The organism is Amycolatopsis ponsaeliensis, assembly GCF_030182635.1.
In the GTDB taxonomy this organism is placed as follows: domain Bacteria; phylum Actinomycetota; class Actinomycetes; order Mycobacteriales; family Pseudonocardiaceae; genus Amycolatopsis; species Amycolatopsis ponsaeliensis.
Window position 1 is genome coordinate 86636 of record NZ_JAPZLD010000002.1, and the last position, 14536, is coordinate 101171.

The 14536-nt window shown below is 71.5% G+C and carries 10 protein-coding genes; 5 read left to right on the top strand and 5 right to left on the bottom strand.

Annotated elements, in window-relative coordinates; all coding sequences use genetic code 11:
• Positions 1-4 precede the first annotated feature (4 nt).
• Positions 5-2641 (bottom strand): bifunctional acetate--CoA ligase family protein/GNAT family N-acetyltransferase, encoded by a 2637-nt coding sequence (locus tag QQ657_RS03275; RefSeq protein WP_284740522.1) that lies wholly within the window; start codon positions 2639-2641, stop codon positions 5-7.
• Positions 2642-2708: 67 nt separating this feature from the next.
• Positions 2709-3116: an Hsp20/alpha crystallin family protein gene (locus QQ657_RS03280; protein WP_284740523.1), complete on the bottom strand. Its 408-nt coding sequence runs from the start codon at positions 3114-3116 to the stop codon at positions 2709-2711.
• A gap of 191 nt (positions 3117-3307) precedes the next feature.
• Here QQ657_RS03280 and QQ657_RS03285 point away from each other — a divergent pair, with 191 nt between their 5' ends.
• Positions 3308-3562 carry a dsRBD fold-containing protein gene (locus QQ657_RS03285; RefSeq protein WP_284740524.1) on the top strand — a complete coding sequence of 85 codons (255 nt, stop codon included), beginning with the start codon at positions 3308-3310 and terminating at the stop codon, positions 3560-3562.
• A gap of 184 nt (positions 3563-3746) precedes the next feature.
• On the opposite strand, the gene QQ657_RS03290 is transcribed toward QQ657_RS03285, so the two are convergent.
• Positions 3747-5486 carry a sensor histidine kinase gene (locus tag QQ657_RS03290; protein WP_284740525.1) on the bottom strand — a complete coding sequence of 580 codons (1740 nt, stop codon included), beginning with the start codon at positions 5484-5486 and terminating at the stop codon, positions 3747-3749.
• A gap of 124 nt (positions 5487-5610) precedes the next feature.
• Here QQ657_RS03290 and QQ657_RS03295 point away from each other — a divergent pair, with 124 nt between their 5' ends.
• The gene (locus QQ657_RS03295) at positions 5611-6600 is read left to right on the top strand and encodes an Acg family FMN-binding oxidoreductase (protein WP_284740526.1); all 990 of its coding nucleotides are present in this window, start codon (positions 5611-5613) and stop codon (positions 6598-6600) included.
• 24 nt (positions 6601-6624) lie between these two features.
• Here QQ657_RS03295 and QQ657_RS03300 read toward each other — a convergent pair whose 3' ends face one another.
• Together QQ657_RS03300 and QQ657_RS03305 are read right to left on the bottom strand one after the other, a co-directional pair.
• A complete protein-coding gene (locus QQ657_RS03300) occupies positions 6625-7770 on the bottom strand; it encodes a DUF3644 domain-containing protein (protein ID WP_284740527.1) in 1146 nt (381 codons plus the stop codon).
• An 82-nt stretch (positions 7771-7852) separates the two neighbouring features.
• A complete protein-coding gene (locus QQ657_RS03305; protein WP_284740528.1) occupies positions 7853-8491 on the bottom strand; it encodes a response regulator transcription factor in 639 nt (212 codons plus the stop codon).
• Positions 8492-8720: 229 nt separating this feature from the next.
• Between QQ657_RS03305 and QQ657_RS03310 the strand changes: the two genes are divergently transcribed.
• Genes QQ657_RS03310 through cydD form a run of 3 tightly spaced genes read left to right on the top strand, consistent with a single transcriptional unit; the run spans position 8721 to position 14516 of the window.
• Entirely contained in the window at positions 8721-10121 is a 1401-nt protein-coding gene (locus tag QQ657_RS03310; protein ID WP_284740529.1) for a cytochrome ubiquinol oxidase subunit I, read from the top strand.
• A gap of 16 nt (positions 10122-10137) precedes the next feature.
• Positions 10138-11157 (top strand): cytochrome d ubiquinol oxidase subunit II, encoded by a 1020-nt coding sequence (cydB, locus tag QQ657_RS03315; protein WP_284740530.1) that lies wholly within the window; start codon positions 10138-10140, stop codon positions 11155-11157.
• Positions 11154-14516, top strand: coding sequence for a thiol reductant ABC exporter subunit CydD (cydD, locus tag QQ657_RS03320; protein WP_284740531.1), 3363 nt, complete (start codon positions 11154-11156; stop codon positions 14514-14516). Before cydB ends, cydD begins: the two co-directional genes overlap by 4 nt.
• The last annotated feature ends 20 nt before the right edge of the window (positions 14517-14536 follow it).

Sequence of the window (14536 nt, forward strand, 5' to 3'; positions counted from 1 at the left end):
GGTTTCAGTCCCGCAAGCGGCGCAGGAACGGGTCGGCGGACGTGGACCGTTCGAGCCGGGCGCGGACGTCGAGCGCCACGCAGCCGTCAGAACGGGCCCGCACCGGGTTGAGGTCCAGCTCGGCCAGCTCGGGGACGAGCTCGGCCAGGCGGCTGACCTTCAGCAGCAGTTCCTTCACGGCCGCCCGATCGAGCTGCCCGGACGACCAGAGCGCCTTCGACGCCCGCAGTCCGTCGAGCAGCAGGTCGGCGTCGGCGCCGGTGAGCGGGGCGAGCCGGGCGGCGTGGTCGGCGATCAGGTCCGTGTCGACGCCGCCGAGGCCGAACACGACCAGCGGCCCGAACGTCGGGTCCGACCGCACGCCGACCAGCAGCTCACGACCAGGTTCGGCCATCGGCTGCACGGTGACCCCGCGCAGGGCGGAGCCGAACCGGGAACGCAGCGTGCGGAACGCCTCCAGGATGCGGTCGGCGCCGTGCACGTCGAGGAGCACGCCCCCACCCGCGGTCTTGTGCAGCAACCCGTCGGCGTCGGCCTTGAGCACGACCGGCGAGTCCAGGTCGGCGGCCGCGGCGGCCATTGAATCGTCGGCTTCGACGTAGCGGGTTTCCACCATCGGGAGGTCGGCCAGGCGCAGCAGCTCGACGGCGTCCCGGGGCGGCAGCCAGCCTTCGCGCCCGGCGGCGAACGCCCGCAGCGCATCGGGATCTTCCAGCGGCGCAACGGTTTCGTCGCTCTCGGGCCGGTTCAGCCACTCTTCGTAGCGGACCAGCCGGGCCAGGACCGCGGCGGCCGCGGCCGGATCGTCGTAGCAAGCGGTCACACCGCTGCGGCCGTCCGGGACGAGCGGCGCGACGCGGGCGCGCTGCCCGGGCCGGACCGCGAAGACGGTCTTGTACTCGGGTGGCAGCACCTCGGCCAGCGACGAACCCGGATCGCCGACCGCGGTCGGGACGGTCGCGGCGATCACCGCGTCGACGCCGTCGTCGGCGAGCACGGCACGCAGGGCTCCGGCGAACACCTCCGGTGAGACGGCCGCGGTCGTGTCGACCGGGTTCCGCACCGCCGCTTCGGCCGGCAGGACCTCGGCGAGCCGCTCACGCGTCTCGTCGGACAGCTCCGCCATGACCAGGCCTTCCCGCTCGCAGGCGTCGGCGGCCAGCACCCCGGCACCGCCGGCGTTGCTGACGACGGCCACGCGCCGCCCGCCCGGCAGCAGCTGCCAGGACAGTCCGGCGATGACGTCGACCAGCTCGGCGACGGTGTCCACGGCGATGACGCCGGCCTGGTCGAACAGCGCGTCACGCGTGACCGCCGGAGTGGCGGCGGCCGCCGTGTGCGAGGCGGCGGCGCGCTGCGCGGTGTCGCCGCTGCCGGAGCGGACGGCGAGCACCGGGCGGGTACGGGCCAGCTGCCGCGCCAGGCGGCCGAACTTGCGCGGGTTGCCGAAGGACTCGAGGTAGAGCACGGCCAGTTCGGTCCGGCGGTCGGCGGTCCACCACATCAGCAGGTCGTTGGCGCTGACGTCGTACTTGTCGCCGGTGGAGACCAGCGTCGACATGCCGAGACCGAGATCTCCGAGGGACTCCGCGAGCGCGATGCCGACTCCGCCGGACTGGGTGACGACGCCGATGTTGCCGGGCTTCACGCGGGTGCCCAGGAAGGTCAGGTCGTAGGGGCGGTCCGGGTCGGTGGACACGACGCCGAGGCAGTTCGGGCCGACCAGCCGCATGCCGTGCTCGCGCACCGCCGCGTGGACCCGGTCCCCCGCCTCGGTGCCGGTCAGTCCGGAGGAGATGATGACGACCGCGCGGACGCCGCGCTTGCCGCATTCTTCGACCGCGTCCGCGGCGGCCGGCGCGGGCAGGCAGACCACGGCGAGCTCGGGGGTGCGGCTCAGCGCGGCCACGGACGGGACGCTCGGCACGGCAAGGATCTCGCGCGCGTGCGGGTTCACGACCTCGACCGGACCCGGGTAACCGGAGGCGACGAGATTGGCCAGGACCGCGTGGCCGACCGAGCCCGGCCGGCGTCCCGCGCCGATCACGGCGATCGAGGACGGCTCGAAGAGGTGCTTCAGGCTGGCCGCGTCGGCGACCGAATCGCGCTCCAGCACGGCGTCGAGGTAGGCGGCATCCTCGTCCAGGATCATGACGACGTCGCGCTCGGGCCCGCCGATGCTGGCTTCGAACCGCAGGCCGAGGTCGGAGAAGACGTGCAGCACCTTGGCGTTCTCGGCGAGCACCTCGGCGAGGAACCGCTTCAGCCCCGCTTTCCGCGCGTGGGAAACGAGGTGTTCCATCAGCAGCGTCGCGACGCCCTGGGTGCGTACGGCCGCGTCGACGACGAGGGCGACTTCGGCGTCCGTGGATTCCTTCAGGACTTCGTAGTTCGCGACGCCGACGAGCTCGCCACGCCGGTAACACCCCACTGCGTAGTGGTCCGGACCGGGGTCGGCCGTCATCTCCGCCGCCAGTTTGTCCAAACCGGACGGTGCGCCGAAGAAGCGGAAGTAGGTGTCCTGCTGGGTGAGCCGGGTGTGCAGGCCGAGCACCTCGGCGGTGTCGGCCGGGTGCAACGGGCGCACGAGCACCACGTCGCCGCCGGAGAGCAGGGCCCGGGAGCCCGCCACCACGCTCATCTGTTCTCCTCAGGGCACGGGGGGTGGGCGCGACCGGCCAAGGGGCCGCGCCCACCGCGGTGGCCACCTAGTCCTTGGTGACCTGGATCTTGACGTGCTTGTCGCGCGGGTGCTCCGAGACCGGCATCGTGATCTCGAGGATGCCGTCGGTGTAGGTCGCCTTGACCTTCGCCGGGTCGGCGCCGGCGGGCAAGCTGACCGTGCGGCTGAAGGTGCCGTAGAAGAACTCGCTACGGCCTTCGGCGTTTTCCTTCGCCTCACGTTCGGCGGAGATGGTCAGCAGCCCGTTGTGGGTCGTCACGGAGATGTGCTTCTCCGGGTCGAAGCCGGGCAGTTCCGCACGCACGAGGAACTTGCCGTCCGCGGTCGACTCCTCGATCCGCACGGGGTTGTGCTCGGCGAACGGCCAGGGGTTCTCCAGCCATGCCGCGATGCTCGGCAACGCCAGGCGTGAACCCGGCACCAGGGCAGTCATCGTGTTTCTCCTTTCTCGCGACGACGGGCGTCGCAGGACAAGGAGACCTCGCGGGACGGGTGCGGCGACGCGGCCGGACTGCCCGAACCGCGAGGACCTTCGTCACCGAAGCCCGCTCGGGGACCAACGGCTCTGGTACTCGTTCCGGCCCCGCTGTCACCGTCGGCGGTCCGGGGAGAACGGAGCAGGAGATGGACCAGCCAGCGAAAACCTGGAGTTTCGACGTCGCGGTCGAGCACGGGCCGAACCGGACCCGCGCGCAGATCGTGCTGCACACGCCGGAGGGACACGAGTTCTCCGGGGTGGGCCTCGCCCACCGGGCCGCGCACGCCCGGATCGCGGGTTACCTCGCGCTGGGCCGCGCCATGTCCGACCTCACCGAAGAGCTGGTCGAGGCCGCGACGACGGAGCTGGAGGACGAAGCCGGCCGGGCGTGGAGCACCTGAGGGCTACGGACGGGCGCGGGGCAGCGCGCCGAGGGGGGAGGGAGCGCACCGGCCCGCGGGCCCGACGCTACGCGAGGCATCATCCGTGCCACGGCGGTGGGTGCCGGGCGAGGTCTTCCCCACCTCGCCCGGCACTCACGCCAGACTAGAACACCTGTTCGATTCACCGCAACCCGGAGCGCGTTCAGCCGACGGGCGCCGACCACTCCACCTTCAGGCCACCCTCGGGACCGGTTCCCAGCGAGAACGAGCCGCCGGAGGCTTCGGCGCGGTCACCAAGGTTGCCCAGCCCGCTCGGCGAGACGTCCGCGGGCAGCCCACGGCCGTCGTCGAGCACCACGACGCGGATCACGTCGTCCTTCACCGCGACCGAAACCGACAGCGTCGAGGCTTCCGCGTGCCGGACGGCGTTGCTGACCGCCTCCCGCACCACCGCCTCGACGTGCTCGGCCAGCTGCGTGGGCAGCGTGTCGATCGACCCGGACATGCTGACCGTCGGGTGCACCGGCGCGTCATCGGTCAGCTCGGCGACCGCGTCGTGCAGCCGGTGCCGCAGCCTCAGCCCCGTCTCCCCCGCCGCGCCGCCGTGCAGGTCGAAGATCGCCGTGCGGATCTCCTGCACGATCTCGTGCATCTGCTCGATGCTGTCCCCGAGCCGCTTCTGCAGCTCCGGCGACTTCGTCCGGCGCTGCGTGCTCTGCATCGACAAGCCGACGGCGAACAGCCGCTGGATCACGTGGTCGTGCAGGTCTCGGGCGATCCGGTCGCGATCGCCGAGCACGTCCAGCTCGCGCGCGGCCCGCTGCTGCGCCGCCAGCTGTAGGGCCAGCGCCGCCTGGTCGGCGAAGGACGCCACGACCGACAGCTGGGCCGACTCGAACGACCCGGCCCCGGGCTCCCGGGCCGCGATGAGCACCCCGGTCGTCCGGTCCCCCGCGCGCAGCGGAACCACCAGTGCGGGACCGAAGCGGTGGTCACGCAGCCCGAGCTCGCCGACGCTGCGGGGCGTCCGGTCCCGGTAGACCGCGCCGGGAACGCTGTCTTCGAGGTCGATGTGGGTGCCCGACAGCTCCGCCGCCCGGGTCCCGGCGCAGACCGTGACCGTCAGGTCGTCGACTTCGTCGCCCCAGTCCTCGTCGACGTCGAGCCGTCCGGAGTTCGGCAGCGCGAGCATCGTGACGTCGGAGCCGGTCAGTTCCAGGGCCCGGGTCGCGATGGTGTTCAGTGCCTCGGCCGGGTCCGTGCCGCCGAGCAGTTCGGTGGTCACCTCGCTCGTGGCCGCCAGCCACTGCTGGCGCACCTGAGCCTGCTCGTAGAGGTGCGCGTTCTCGATCGCGATGCCGGCCGCGGCGGCCAGGGCCTGGACGACGACCTCGTCGTCGTCGGTGAACGGCTCCCCGTTCTTCTTCTCCGTGAGGTACAGCCGGCCGAACACCTCGTCGCGGACGCGCACCGGGACGCCCAGGAAGGTGTGCATCGGCGGGTGGTGGGCGGGGAACCCGACCGAGGCCGGGTGGGCGGAGATCTCCTCCAGCCGCAACGGTTTCGCCTCGTCGATGACCACCCCGAGCACGCCGTGGCCTTCGGGCAGGTCACCGATCAGCCGGCGGGCCTCGTCGTCGATGCCGACGTAGATGAACTCGGACAGCGAGCCGTCCTCGGCCAGCACCCCGAGCGCGCCGTACTTCGCTTCGCCGAGCTCGATCGCGGCGTCCACGATGCGGCGCAGCGTGGTGTCCAGCTCCAGCCCGGACGCGACGGCCAGGACCGCGTCGAGCAGGCCGTCCATCTTGTCGCGCGTGCCGATCAGCAGCTCGATCCGGTCCTGGAGGTCGCGCAGCAGTTCGCGCAGCCGCAGGCCCGACAGCGTGCCCGACATCCGCCGCTGCCCTGTGTCCGACTGCTGTCCCGGCTCGCTGATCATGACCTCCACATCGTCTGCCCCACTGGTGACTTTCTCCCCTTTCCGCACTACTGCGGTACGAGAGACCGTCGCGGGAAGCCTTCCGGAACGACAGTGTGCCGCTCCCCGGCACCAAGGGGAAACCATGACACTACCCATCACCTCGATCGGCTTGCTGGACTCCGATCAGGTGAAGTCCGTGATCGGTGCTGCGGTGCTCGCGCCGTCGACGCACAATACGCAGCCCTGGCGGTTCCGCTGCACTCCGGCGGGCCTCGAGCTGCACGCCGATCCGGACCGCGCGCTGCCGGTGGCCGACGCGGACCAGCGGGAGCTGCTGCTCTCGTGCGGGGCCGCCTTGTTCAACCTGCGCACCGCGATCCACGCTCTCGGCGCGCACCCGGCGACGACCCTGCTGCCCCGGCGTGACGATCCCACGTTGCTCGCGGTGGTCCGGCCGTTCGCGGTCCGCAAACCCGATCCCCGGCTGGTCGAGCTGGCCGACGCGATCCCGCGCCGTCACACCAACCGCACGCCGTTCGAAGCGGCCGCCATCCCGCCCGCGGTGGTCGCCGAGCTGCGGCACGCGGCCGAGGTCGAGCAGGCCTGGCTGCCCCGGCTGGACGCGCAGCAGCGGGAGCACCTGCGGGAGCTGGTGCACAAGGGACACCAGGCCCAGATCGCCGACCCGGCCTTCCTGGCCGAGTGGCAGCGCTGGACGGCGCGCGACCGGAGCAGCCGCGACGGCGTCCCCGAGTACGCGGCCGGGGCCATGCCCTCGGACAACGGCGGCTGGGTGTTGCGGGACTTCGGCTCGCGCCGCCGCGACCGGACCGACCACTCCGAGCCACTGGTCGTGGTCATCGGCTCGTTCGACGACACGCGCGCCGACCGGATCCGCGCCGGCCAGGCGATGCAGCGGGTCCTGCTGACGGCCACCGCCGCCGGGCTCGACGCGTCGTTCATCTCGCAGCCGGTCGAGGTCCCGTCCGTGCGCGGCGAACTCCGCCACCTGCTCGGTGGTGGTCTGTGGCCGCAGATCGTGCTGCGCCTCGGCCGCGGCGCCCCGGTGCCGTGGACCCCGCGCCGGTCGTTGGAAGACGTCCTGCTGGATGCGGACCGGCTGAGTGCCTGAGCCGCCAGTGAGACGGCGGGCAAGTCAGGCTGAGCGCACCGTGTTCGCCTCGACGGCCTGCTCCGCCGGCGGCCTCGACCGCCTCCAAGGCGGCGTTGCACCGACTGGTGGCGGACCCACCCAGGCGCCGGTCTCTTTGTCCCTCGGCGCCGTCCCGAGCAGGGCCCGGAAACCTGCTTCGGTCGCACATTCCCGGACCAGTTTGGCGATGTAGGCCTCGGTGTAGCCGTAATCGTCGTGCCGCTCGTCGTACAAGCAGTACCTCTCGTCCGTCCTCTCCGGCTGCGGATCGCCGACCAGCGGCCGGACACCGAGCTTCTTCCAGGCGATGGTGAAAAGCGCCGTGGTGAACCCAAACGGAATCCGGTCCTGGACCGTCCGCGCGGCCTGTGTCGGTTTCAGCAGCCCGTGTCCGACGACGGGTCGCTTGCGCTCTCGGACTACGACGTAACCTTTCCTGCCGATCGCTTCGACGGCCTCACGTTGCTCGTCCGTCAAATCGTCGTAGCGGGTGAACTGGACCGCGAGCGCGTCCGGATCCTTGGGCGCGAGTTCCTGGAGGACCCGCAACCGGAAGTCGTAACGCGGATCCCGGCCGACCGATTCGTCGAGACCGGCGTCGTATTCGGCGATGAAGGTCCGCAGCGATGCCGGGAGCTGCGAGCGCAGCCGCCGCAGCGTGCGCTCGCCTTCATCGGTGAAACTCCCGATGAACACCGGGAAGCGCAAGCGGGTGGCGAGAGACGAGCCGCGACCGAACTGGCCGGTCAGCTCCTCTTCGTAGTTGAGCAGGAAGGCCTGGCTCTGGCCTCCCACGGCGGCCGTGAGAGCTTGCTGCTCGCGGGCGTACCGGTGCTCGATCTTGTTGCGCAGCGCTATGAAGAACTCGAGGTTGGCTCGAACCGGGTCCGCGTCGCCGGACCAGCGGTGCCGCACACAGGTGGCCAGGTCCCAGCGCTTCGGCTCACCGTCGATGCGTTCGAGGCGCCGAGCGCGTCCCTGGGTGCGCCAGTATCGGAAGTCGACGTCGTCCCGCGTGAGCTCGGCGTGCAGCAGGTAGAGCCAGGCTAGGTGCATGTGGACGACGAAGCCCTCGAACGAACGGATCTCCGAAGGGTCGTTGTAGAGACGCACGGCCAGCTGCGCCTCATCGCGGGACGCGCCGACCATGTGCATGAATCGTGGACGCGGTGCCATGGATCCAAGGTCGATATTTCATCACCGGCTGTTACGCCCGAAATACCGGACCGTGCTAACCGTTCTGGTTGCGCAGCTCGGTGGCGAGGACCGCGGCCTGGGTGCGCCGCTCCATCCCCAGCTTCGTCAGCAGCCGCGAGACGTAGTTCTTCACCGTCTTCTCGGCCAGGAACATCCGCTCGGAGATCTGCCGGTTGGTCAGGCCCTCGCCGATCAGCTCCAGCAGTTTCTTCTCCTGGTCCGAGAGGTCGGCGAGCGGGCCCTTCTTGGCCTGGCTGTCGCGCAACTTCGCCATCAGCGCCGCGGCCGCGTGCGCGTCGAGCAGGGATTTGCCCGCGCCGACGTCCTGGACCGCCGAGACCAGGTCCATGCCCTTGATGTCCTTGATGACGAACCCGCTCGCCCCGGCCATCACCGCGTCGAGCATCGCCTGCTCGTCGGTGTAGCTGGTCAGCATCAGGCACTTGAGCTCCGGCAGCTTCGACCGCAGCTCACGGGCCAGTTCGATGCCGTTGCCGTCGGGCAGCCGCACGTCGAGCACCGCCACGTCCGGGTTCAGCGCGGGGATGCGGGCCAGCGCCTGCGAGACGCTGCCGGCCTGGCCGACCACGGTGAGGTTCTCGTCCTCGTCCAGCAGGTCGGCGACACCACGGCGGACGACCTCGTGGTCGTCTACGAGAAATACGCGGAGCATTCCGACCTCCCGGGAAACGGTTCGACGGAGATCAGCCTACGACCACAGGGCCCCGGATGGCAGGGACCGGCGACCGTCGCGGAAGTGACCAAGGACCCTCTCGCCCGAGGGCCCGCGAACCGGATGCTGCCGGAGACAACAGTGACAACCGGGGCTTCGCCCCGAGCCGGGGGCTCCGCCACCCGGACCCCCAGAAAGCGGATCAAGTCCGCGCGATCAGGAGAACCGGATGAGCCCCCTGGACCTCGCCCGATGGCAGTTCGGGATCACCACCGTCTACCACTTCATCTTCGTCCCGCTGACCATCGGCCTGTCCTTCCTGGTCGCCGGGATGCAGACGGCGTGGGTGCGCACCGGCGACGACAAGTACCGCCGGATGACGAAGTTCTGGGGAAAGCTGTTCCTCATCAACTTCGCCATGGGCGTGGCGACCGGGATCGTGCAGGAGTTCCAGTTCGGGATGAACTGGTCGGACTACAGCACGTTCGTCGGCGACATCTTCGGCGCGCCGCTGGCCATCGAAGGGCTGCTGGCGTTCTTCCTCGAGTCGACGTTCCTCGGCCTGTGGATCTTCGGCTGGGACAAGCTGCCGAAGAAGCTGCACCTGGCGACGATCTGGATCGCCTCGATCGGCACCGTGCTCTCGGCGTACTTCATCCTCGCCGCGAACTCCTGGATGCAGCATCCGGTCGGCTCGATCGTGAACCCGGCGACCGGCCGCGCCGAGCTCAAGGACTTCGGCGCCGTGCTCACGAACTCCACCGCCGTCGGCGCGTTCGCCCACACCATCACCGCGTGCTTCCTCACCGCCGGCATGTTCGTCGTCGGGATCAGCGCGTGGCACCTTCGCAAGAGCCGCTCCGCCGACGTGTTCCGGCCGTCGATGAAGCTCGCGCTCGTCACGGTCCTGATCGCCAGCCTCGGCGTCATCGTCACCGGTGACCTGCAGGCCCGCCTGATGACCGAGCAGCAGCCGATGAAGATGGCCGCCGCCGAAGCGCTCTACGACACCGTCGCGCCCGCGTCGTTCTCGCTGTTCACCATCGGCTCGCTCGACGGCTCCCAGGAGAAGTTCAGCATCCGCCTCCCCGGCGTGCTGTCGTTCATGGCCACCGGCACCTTCGACGGCAAGGTCGAGGGCATCAACAACCTCCAGGCCGCCGAACAGCAGGCGTACGGCCCCGGTGAGTACCGGCCGGACGTCCCCGTCACCTACTGGACGTTCCGCCTGATGATCGGCTTCGGCTTCCTCTGCCTGCTGATCTCGCTGGTCGGCCTGTGGCTGTTCCGCCGCGGGCGCACCCCGCGCGCCCGCTGGTTCTTCCCCGTCGCCACTGCCGGGATCGCCCTGCCGTTCCTCGCGAACAGCGTCGGCTGGATCTTCACCGAGATGGGCCGGCAGCCGTGGTCGGTGTTCGGCGTGCTGAAGACCGCCGACTCGGTCTCGCCCACGGTGCCCGCGGGCACCGTGCTCACCTCGCTGATCGTGTTCACCGTGCTCTACGGCGTCCTCGCGGTCGTCGACGGCGTCCTGATGGTCCGCTACGCCAAGGCCGGTCCCCCGCCACCGGAAGCACCCAGCGAAGACACCGATTCCGACGAGCCGCGGCCCGCGGCCTTCGCCTACTAAGCGCCGGAGACCCGCCATGGCCCTCACCGACATCTGGTTCCTGCTCATCGCGGTCCTCTGGACCGGCTACTTCGTCCTCGAAGGCTTCGACTTCGGCGTCGGCATGCTGCTGCGCGTCCTCGGCCACGACGACACCGACCGCCGCGTGCTGATCAACACCATCGGCCCGGTCTGGGACGGCAACGAGGTCTGGCTGCTCGTCGCCGGCGGCGCCACCTTCGCCGCGTTCCCGCTCTGGTACTCTAGCCTGTTCTCCGGCTTCTACCTCGCCCTGCTGCTGGTGCTGGTCGCGCTGATCCTGCGCGGGGTGGCGTTCGAGTTCCGCGGCAAGATCGACAGTCCCCGCTGGCGGAACACCTGGGACTGGATCATCGTCTTCGCCTCGGCCGGCCCCGCGTTGCTGTGGGGGGTCGCCTTCGGCAACATCGTCCACGGCGTCCCGCTCGACGCGAAGCACCACTTCACCGGCACGTTCTTCACCCTGCTCAACCCGTACGCGCTGCTCGGCGGCCTGGCCACCTTGACGCTGTTCGCCTTCCACGGCGCGGTTTTCCTCACCCTGAAGACGACCGACGCCCTCCGCGACCGGGCCCGGACGCTGAGCCGCGCGCTCGGCGGCGCCGCGATCGTGTTCGGCGGCGTGTTCCTCGGCTACACCGCGATCGAGCACGGCGGCTGGGCGTGGCTGACGGCGCTGGTCGCCGCGGCACTGCTGGTCGCGGGCGTGCTGTTCGCCGCCGGTCAGCGCGAGGGGTTCGCCTTCGCGAGCACGGCGGGCGCGATCATCGCCGTCACCTTCACGCTGTTCTGGTCGCTGTACCCGAACGTGCTGCCCTCGACGACCGACCCGGCGTTCAGCCTGACCACCACGAACGCTTCGTCCACGCACTACACATTGCAGATCATGACCTGGGTCGCCGTCGCGTTCACCCCGATCGTGCTGATCTACCAGGCGTGGACGTACTGGGTGTTCCGCAAGCGGATCGGCCGGGCCTCGATCCCGGCCGGCGGCGGCCTGCCGGCGGGCCGCCCGTGAGGCCCCTCGACCCACGGCTGCTGCGCCACGCGAGCGCGGTCCGGCCGTTCGTCCTCGCCTGCGCCGCGCTGGGCGTGCTCACCGCGATGCTGGTGCTCGCCCAGGCGGAGCTGCTGGCGAAGACGATCACCTGGGCCTTCCTCGACGGCTTTGCCCTTCAGCATCTCCTGCTCCCGGTCGGGATGCTCCTGATGGTGGTGCTCGCCCGGTCCGGGATCACCTGGCTGGCGGAGACGACCGCGCACCGCGCCGCCGCGCGGGCGCTCTCCCAGCTGCGGGAGACGGTCGTCGCCGCGGCGCTGCGGATCGGCCCCCGGCAGGCGGACCGCTCCCCCGCCGAAGTCGCCTCCTTGGCGACGCACGGCGTCGACCGGCTCGAAGGCTATTTCGCGCGGTACCTGCCGCAGCTGCTGATCGCCTCGGTCGTGCCGCTGGTGGTCGGCGTGCGGATCCTCCTCGCCGACTGGGTCGCCGCGGTGATCGTGGGCTTCACCGTGCCGCTGATCCCGCTCTTCATGATCCTGATCGGGCTCTACACCCAGCGCGACGTCCGGCGTCAGTGGAAGACGCTTTCGGTGCTGGGCAACCACTTCCTCGACCTCGTCGCCGGGCTGGCCGAGCTGACCGCGTTCGGCCGCGCCCGCGCGCAGATCCGGTCGCTGCGGGAGATCACCGAGAAGTACCGGACACAGACCATGCGGACGTTGCGCGTCGCGTTCCTGTCGGCGCTCGCGCTCGAACTCCTGGCCACGCTGTCGGTCGCGGTCGTCGCCGTGTCGATCGGGCTCCGGCTGCTGGCCGGCGAGCTGGACCTGCAGACCGCGCTGGTCGTGCTGATCCTCGCGCCCGAGGTCTACCTGCCGCTGCGCTCGGTCGGTGCCCGGTTCCACGACAGCGCCGAAGGACTGGCCGCGGCCGAGGAGATCATCGCGCTCGCCGACACGCCTGCGGGTGACACCGGCACCCGTACGGTTCCCGACCTCACGCGGGTCGCGCTGCGCTGTGAGGACGTGACGGTCGAGGGCCGGTCCGGCCCGATCCTCGACGGCTTCGGCCTGCGCTTGCCCCCTGGCGAGATCGTCGGGGTGACCGGCCCCAGCGGCGCGGGCAAGTCGACGCTGCTCGACCTCCTGCTCGGCTGGCGCCGGCCCGACGGTGGCCGGATCCTCGTGGGCGACACCGACCTGGCCGACATCGGCCGCGCCACCTGGCACCGGCACCTCGCCTGGGTGCCGCAACAACCGCACCTCGTCGCCGGGACGGTGGCCGGGAACATCCGGCTCGGCTCCCCCGACGCCACCGATGACGCGGTATTCGCCGCCGCCGACACCGCGGCGCTCGACGTTCCGCTGTCCACTGTGGTCGGAGAACTCGGCTCCGGGCTCTCGACCGGGCAACGCCGCCGCGTCGCACTGGCCCGCGCGGTCCTGCTGGATCGGCCGCTGATCCTGCTCGACGAACCCACCGAGGGCGTCGACGCGGAGACCGAGGCCGCCATCCTGGAGCGGCTGCCGAAGGTGCTCGCCGGGCGGACCGCCGTCATCGTCAGCCACCACCCCGCGGTGCTGGCGCGCTGCGACCGGGTCGTCTCCCTGGGCGGTTCGGTGCCGGCCTCCGCGGGTTCGCCGTCCGCGGTCTCCCGGCCGACGGTGCGCGCCGCCCTGCCGGCCACCGCTACGCCATCCATTGTGGACTCGGCCGGCCCGAAGTGGCGGCCGTTGCTCGACGCGATCCGACCTCACCGGTGGCGGCTGGCCCTGGCGTGCCTCGCCGCAACCGCCGCGCTGGGCTGCGGCGTCGCGCTCACCGCGACATCGGCGTGGCTGATCGCGAGCGCGGCACTGCACCCGCCGGTGCTGAGCCTGATGGTGGCGATCGTCGCGGTGCGGACGTTCGGCCTGGCGAAGGGGATCTTCCGCTACATCGAGCGGCTGCTGTCCCATGACGTCGCGCTGCGCGCCTTGGCGGAGCTGCGGGTGCGGGTGTGGGCCCAGCTGGTCCGGATCGGGCCGGCGGGCACGGCGCGGTTGCGCCGGGGCGACCTGCTGCACCGGCTCGTGTCCGATGTGGACAGCCAGCAGGACGTCCTGGTGCGCGGCCTGGTGCCGGGGGTGTCGACGTTCGTGGTCCTCTCGGCGACGGCGGTCACCCTCGGCGTGATCCTGCCCGGCGCCGGAATCGCGGCGGCCTCGGGGTTGGTGGTCGCGGGAGTGCTGGCGCCGGTCGTCGCGGCCGCGGCGGGCCGCCGGGACCGGCAGGAGACGGCGCGTCTGCGGGCGGACCTCACGGCGGGCACGGTGGAACTGCTCCAGGCGTCGGCCGACCTGATCTCCCACGACGCGGCGGCCCGCCGCCACGCACGGCTGCGCGAGCTCGACTTCGCGGTGACGTCCCTCCAGCGCCGGTCCGCCGCGTGGCGCGGGCTGGGCGGCGGGATCGCCACCCTGGGCGTCGGGCTGACGTCCGTCGCGTGCCTGGCGCTGGGCATCCTGGCGGTGCGCGCGGGGACGATCCCCGGCCCCGCGCTGGCCGTGCTGGCCCTGGTTCCGCTGGCGACGGCCGAGCTGGTGGCCGGGCTGCCGGAGGCGGCGCAGCGGTTGCTCGGAGCCTCCGGTTCCGCACGACGCCTCGCCGAGCTCGACGCCCTTCCCACGCCCCACACCGTTTCCGCGGGCCCGGCCCCGGCCGCCGCCGAGCTGACGGCCGAACGCCTGTCGGTGCGCTGGCCGCAGGCCACGACCGACGCGGTCCACGACGTGAACCTCCACCTCGGACAGGGACGCCGGCTCGCGTTGACGGGCCGATCGGGCGCGGGCAAGAGCACGGTGATCGCGGCGCTGATGCGCTACCTGGACCCCTCGGCGGGCCGGGTCCTGCTGGACGGCACCGACACGCTGGCGTGCGACGGCGACTCGGTGCGGGAGCGGATCGCCTGGTGCGGACCGGAAACGCACCTGTTCGACAGCACGCTGCGCGAGAACCTCCGGGTGGCCCGGCCGTCCGCCGGCGACGCCGACCTGCGCGCCGCGCTCGATCTGGCTCAGCTGGGGCGGTGGCTCTCCGGGCTGCCGGACGGCCTCGACACGACGCTGGGCGCCCACGGAACCCCGGTCTCGGGCGGCGAGCGCCAGCGCATCGGCGTGGCTCGGGCCCTGCTGTCGGACCGCCCGATCCTGCTGCTCGACGAACCGACGGCGCACCTGGACGCGCCCACGGCGGCGGCGTTGGCGGCCGATGTGCTGGCGGCGACGGAAGGCCGGTCGGCGCTCGTGGTCACGCACCGGCCCGCGGACTTCTCCGCGCTGACGTCCGTCGCGCTCGACCCGGGCCCGGTGGCTGAACGGGCGGCGGCCAGCTGATTGGGGGCTGTGGCCGCCGC

Coding starts and splice junctions, on each gene's coding strand:
- QQ657_RS03275 (WP_284740522.1), bottom strand. CDS start 2,641: ATGAGCGTGGTGGCGGGCTCCCGGGCCCTGCTCTCCGGCGGCGACGTG.
- QQ657_RS03280 (WP_284740523.1), bottom strand. CDS start 3,116: ATGACTGCCCTGGTGCCGGGTTCACGCCTGGCGTTGCCGAGCATCGCG.
- QQ657_RS03285 (WP_284740524.1), top strand. CDS start 3,308: ATGGACCAGCCAGCGAAAACCTGGAGTTTCGACGTCGCGGTCGAGCAC.
- QQ657_RS03290 (WP_284740525.1), bottom strand. CDS start 5,486: ATGATCAGCGAGCCGGGACAGCAGTCGGACACAGGGCAGCGGCGGATG.
- QQ657_RS03295 (WP_284740526.1), top strand. CDS start 5,611: ATGACACTACCCATCACCTCGATCGGCTTGCTGGACTCCGATCAGGTG.
- QQ657_RS03300 (WP_284740527.1), bottom strand. CDS start 7,770: ATGGTCGGCGCGTCCCGCGATGAGGCGCAGCTGGCCGTGCGTCTCTAC.
- QQ657_RS03305 (WP_284740528.1), bottom strand. CDS start 8,491: ATGCTCCGCGTATTTCTCGTAGACGACCACGAGGTCGTCCGCCGTGGT.
- QQ657_RS03310 (WP_284740529.1), top strand. CDS start 8,721: ATGAGCCCCCTGGACCTCGCCCGATGGCAGTTCGGGATCACCACCGTC.
- cydB (WP_284740530.1), top strand. CDS start 10,138: ATGGCCCTCACCGACATCTGGTTCCTGCTCATCGCGGTCCTCTGGACC.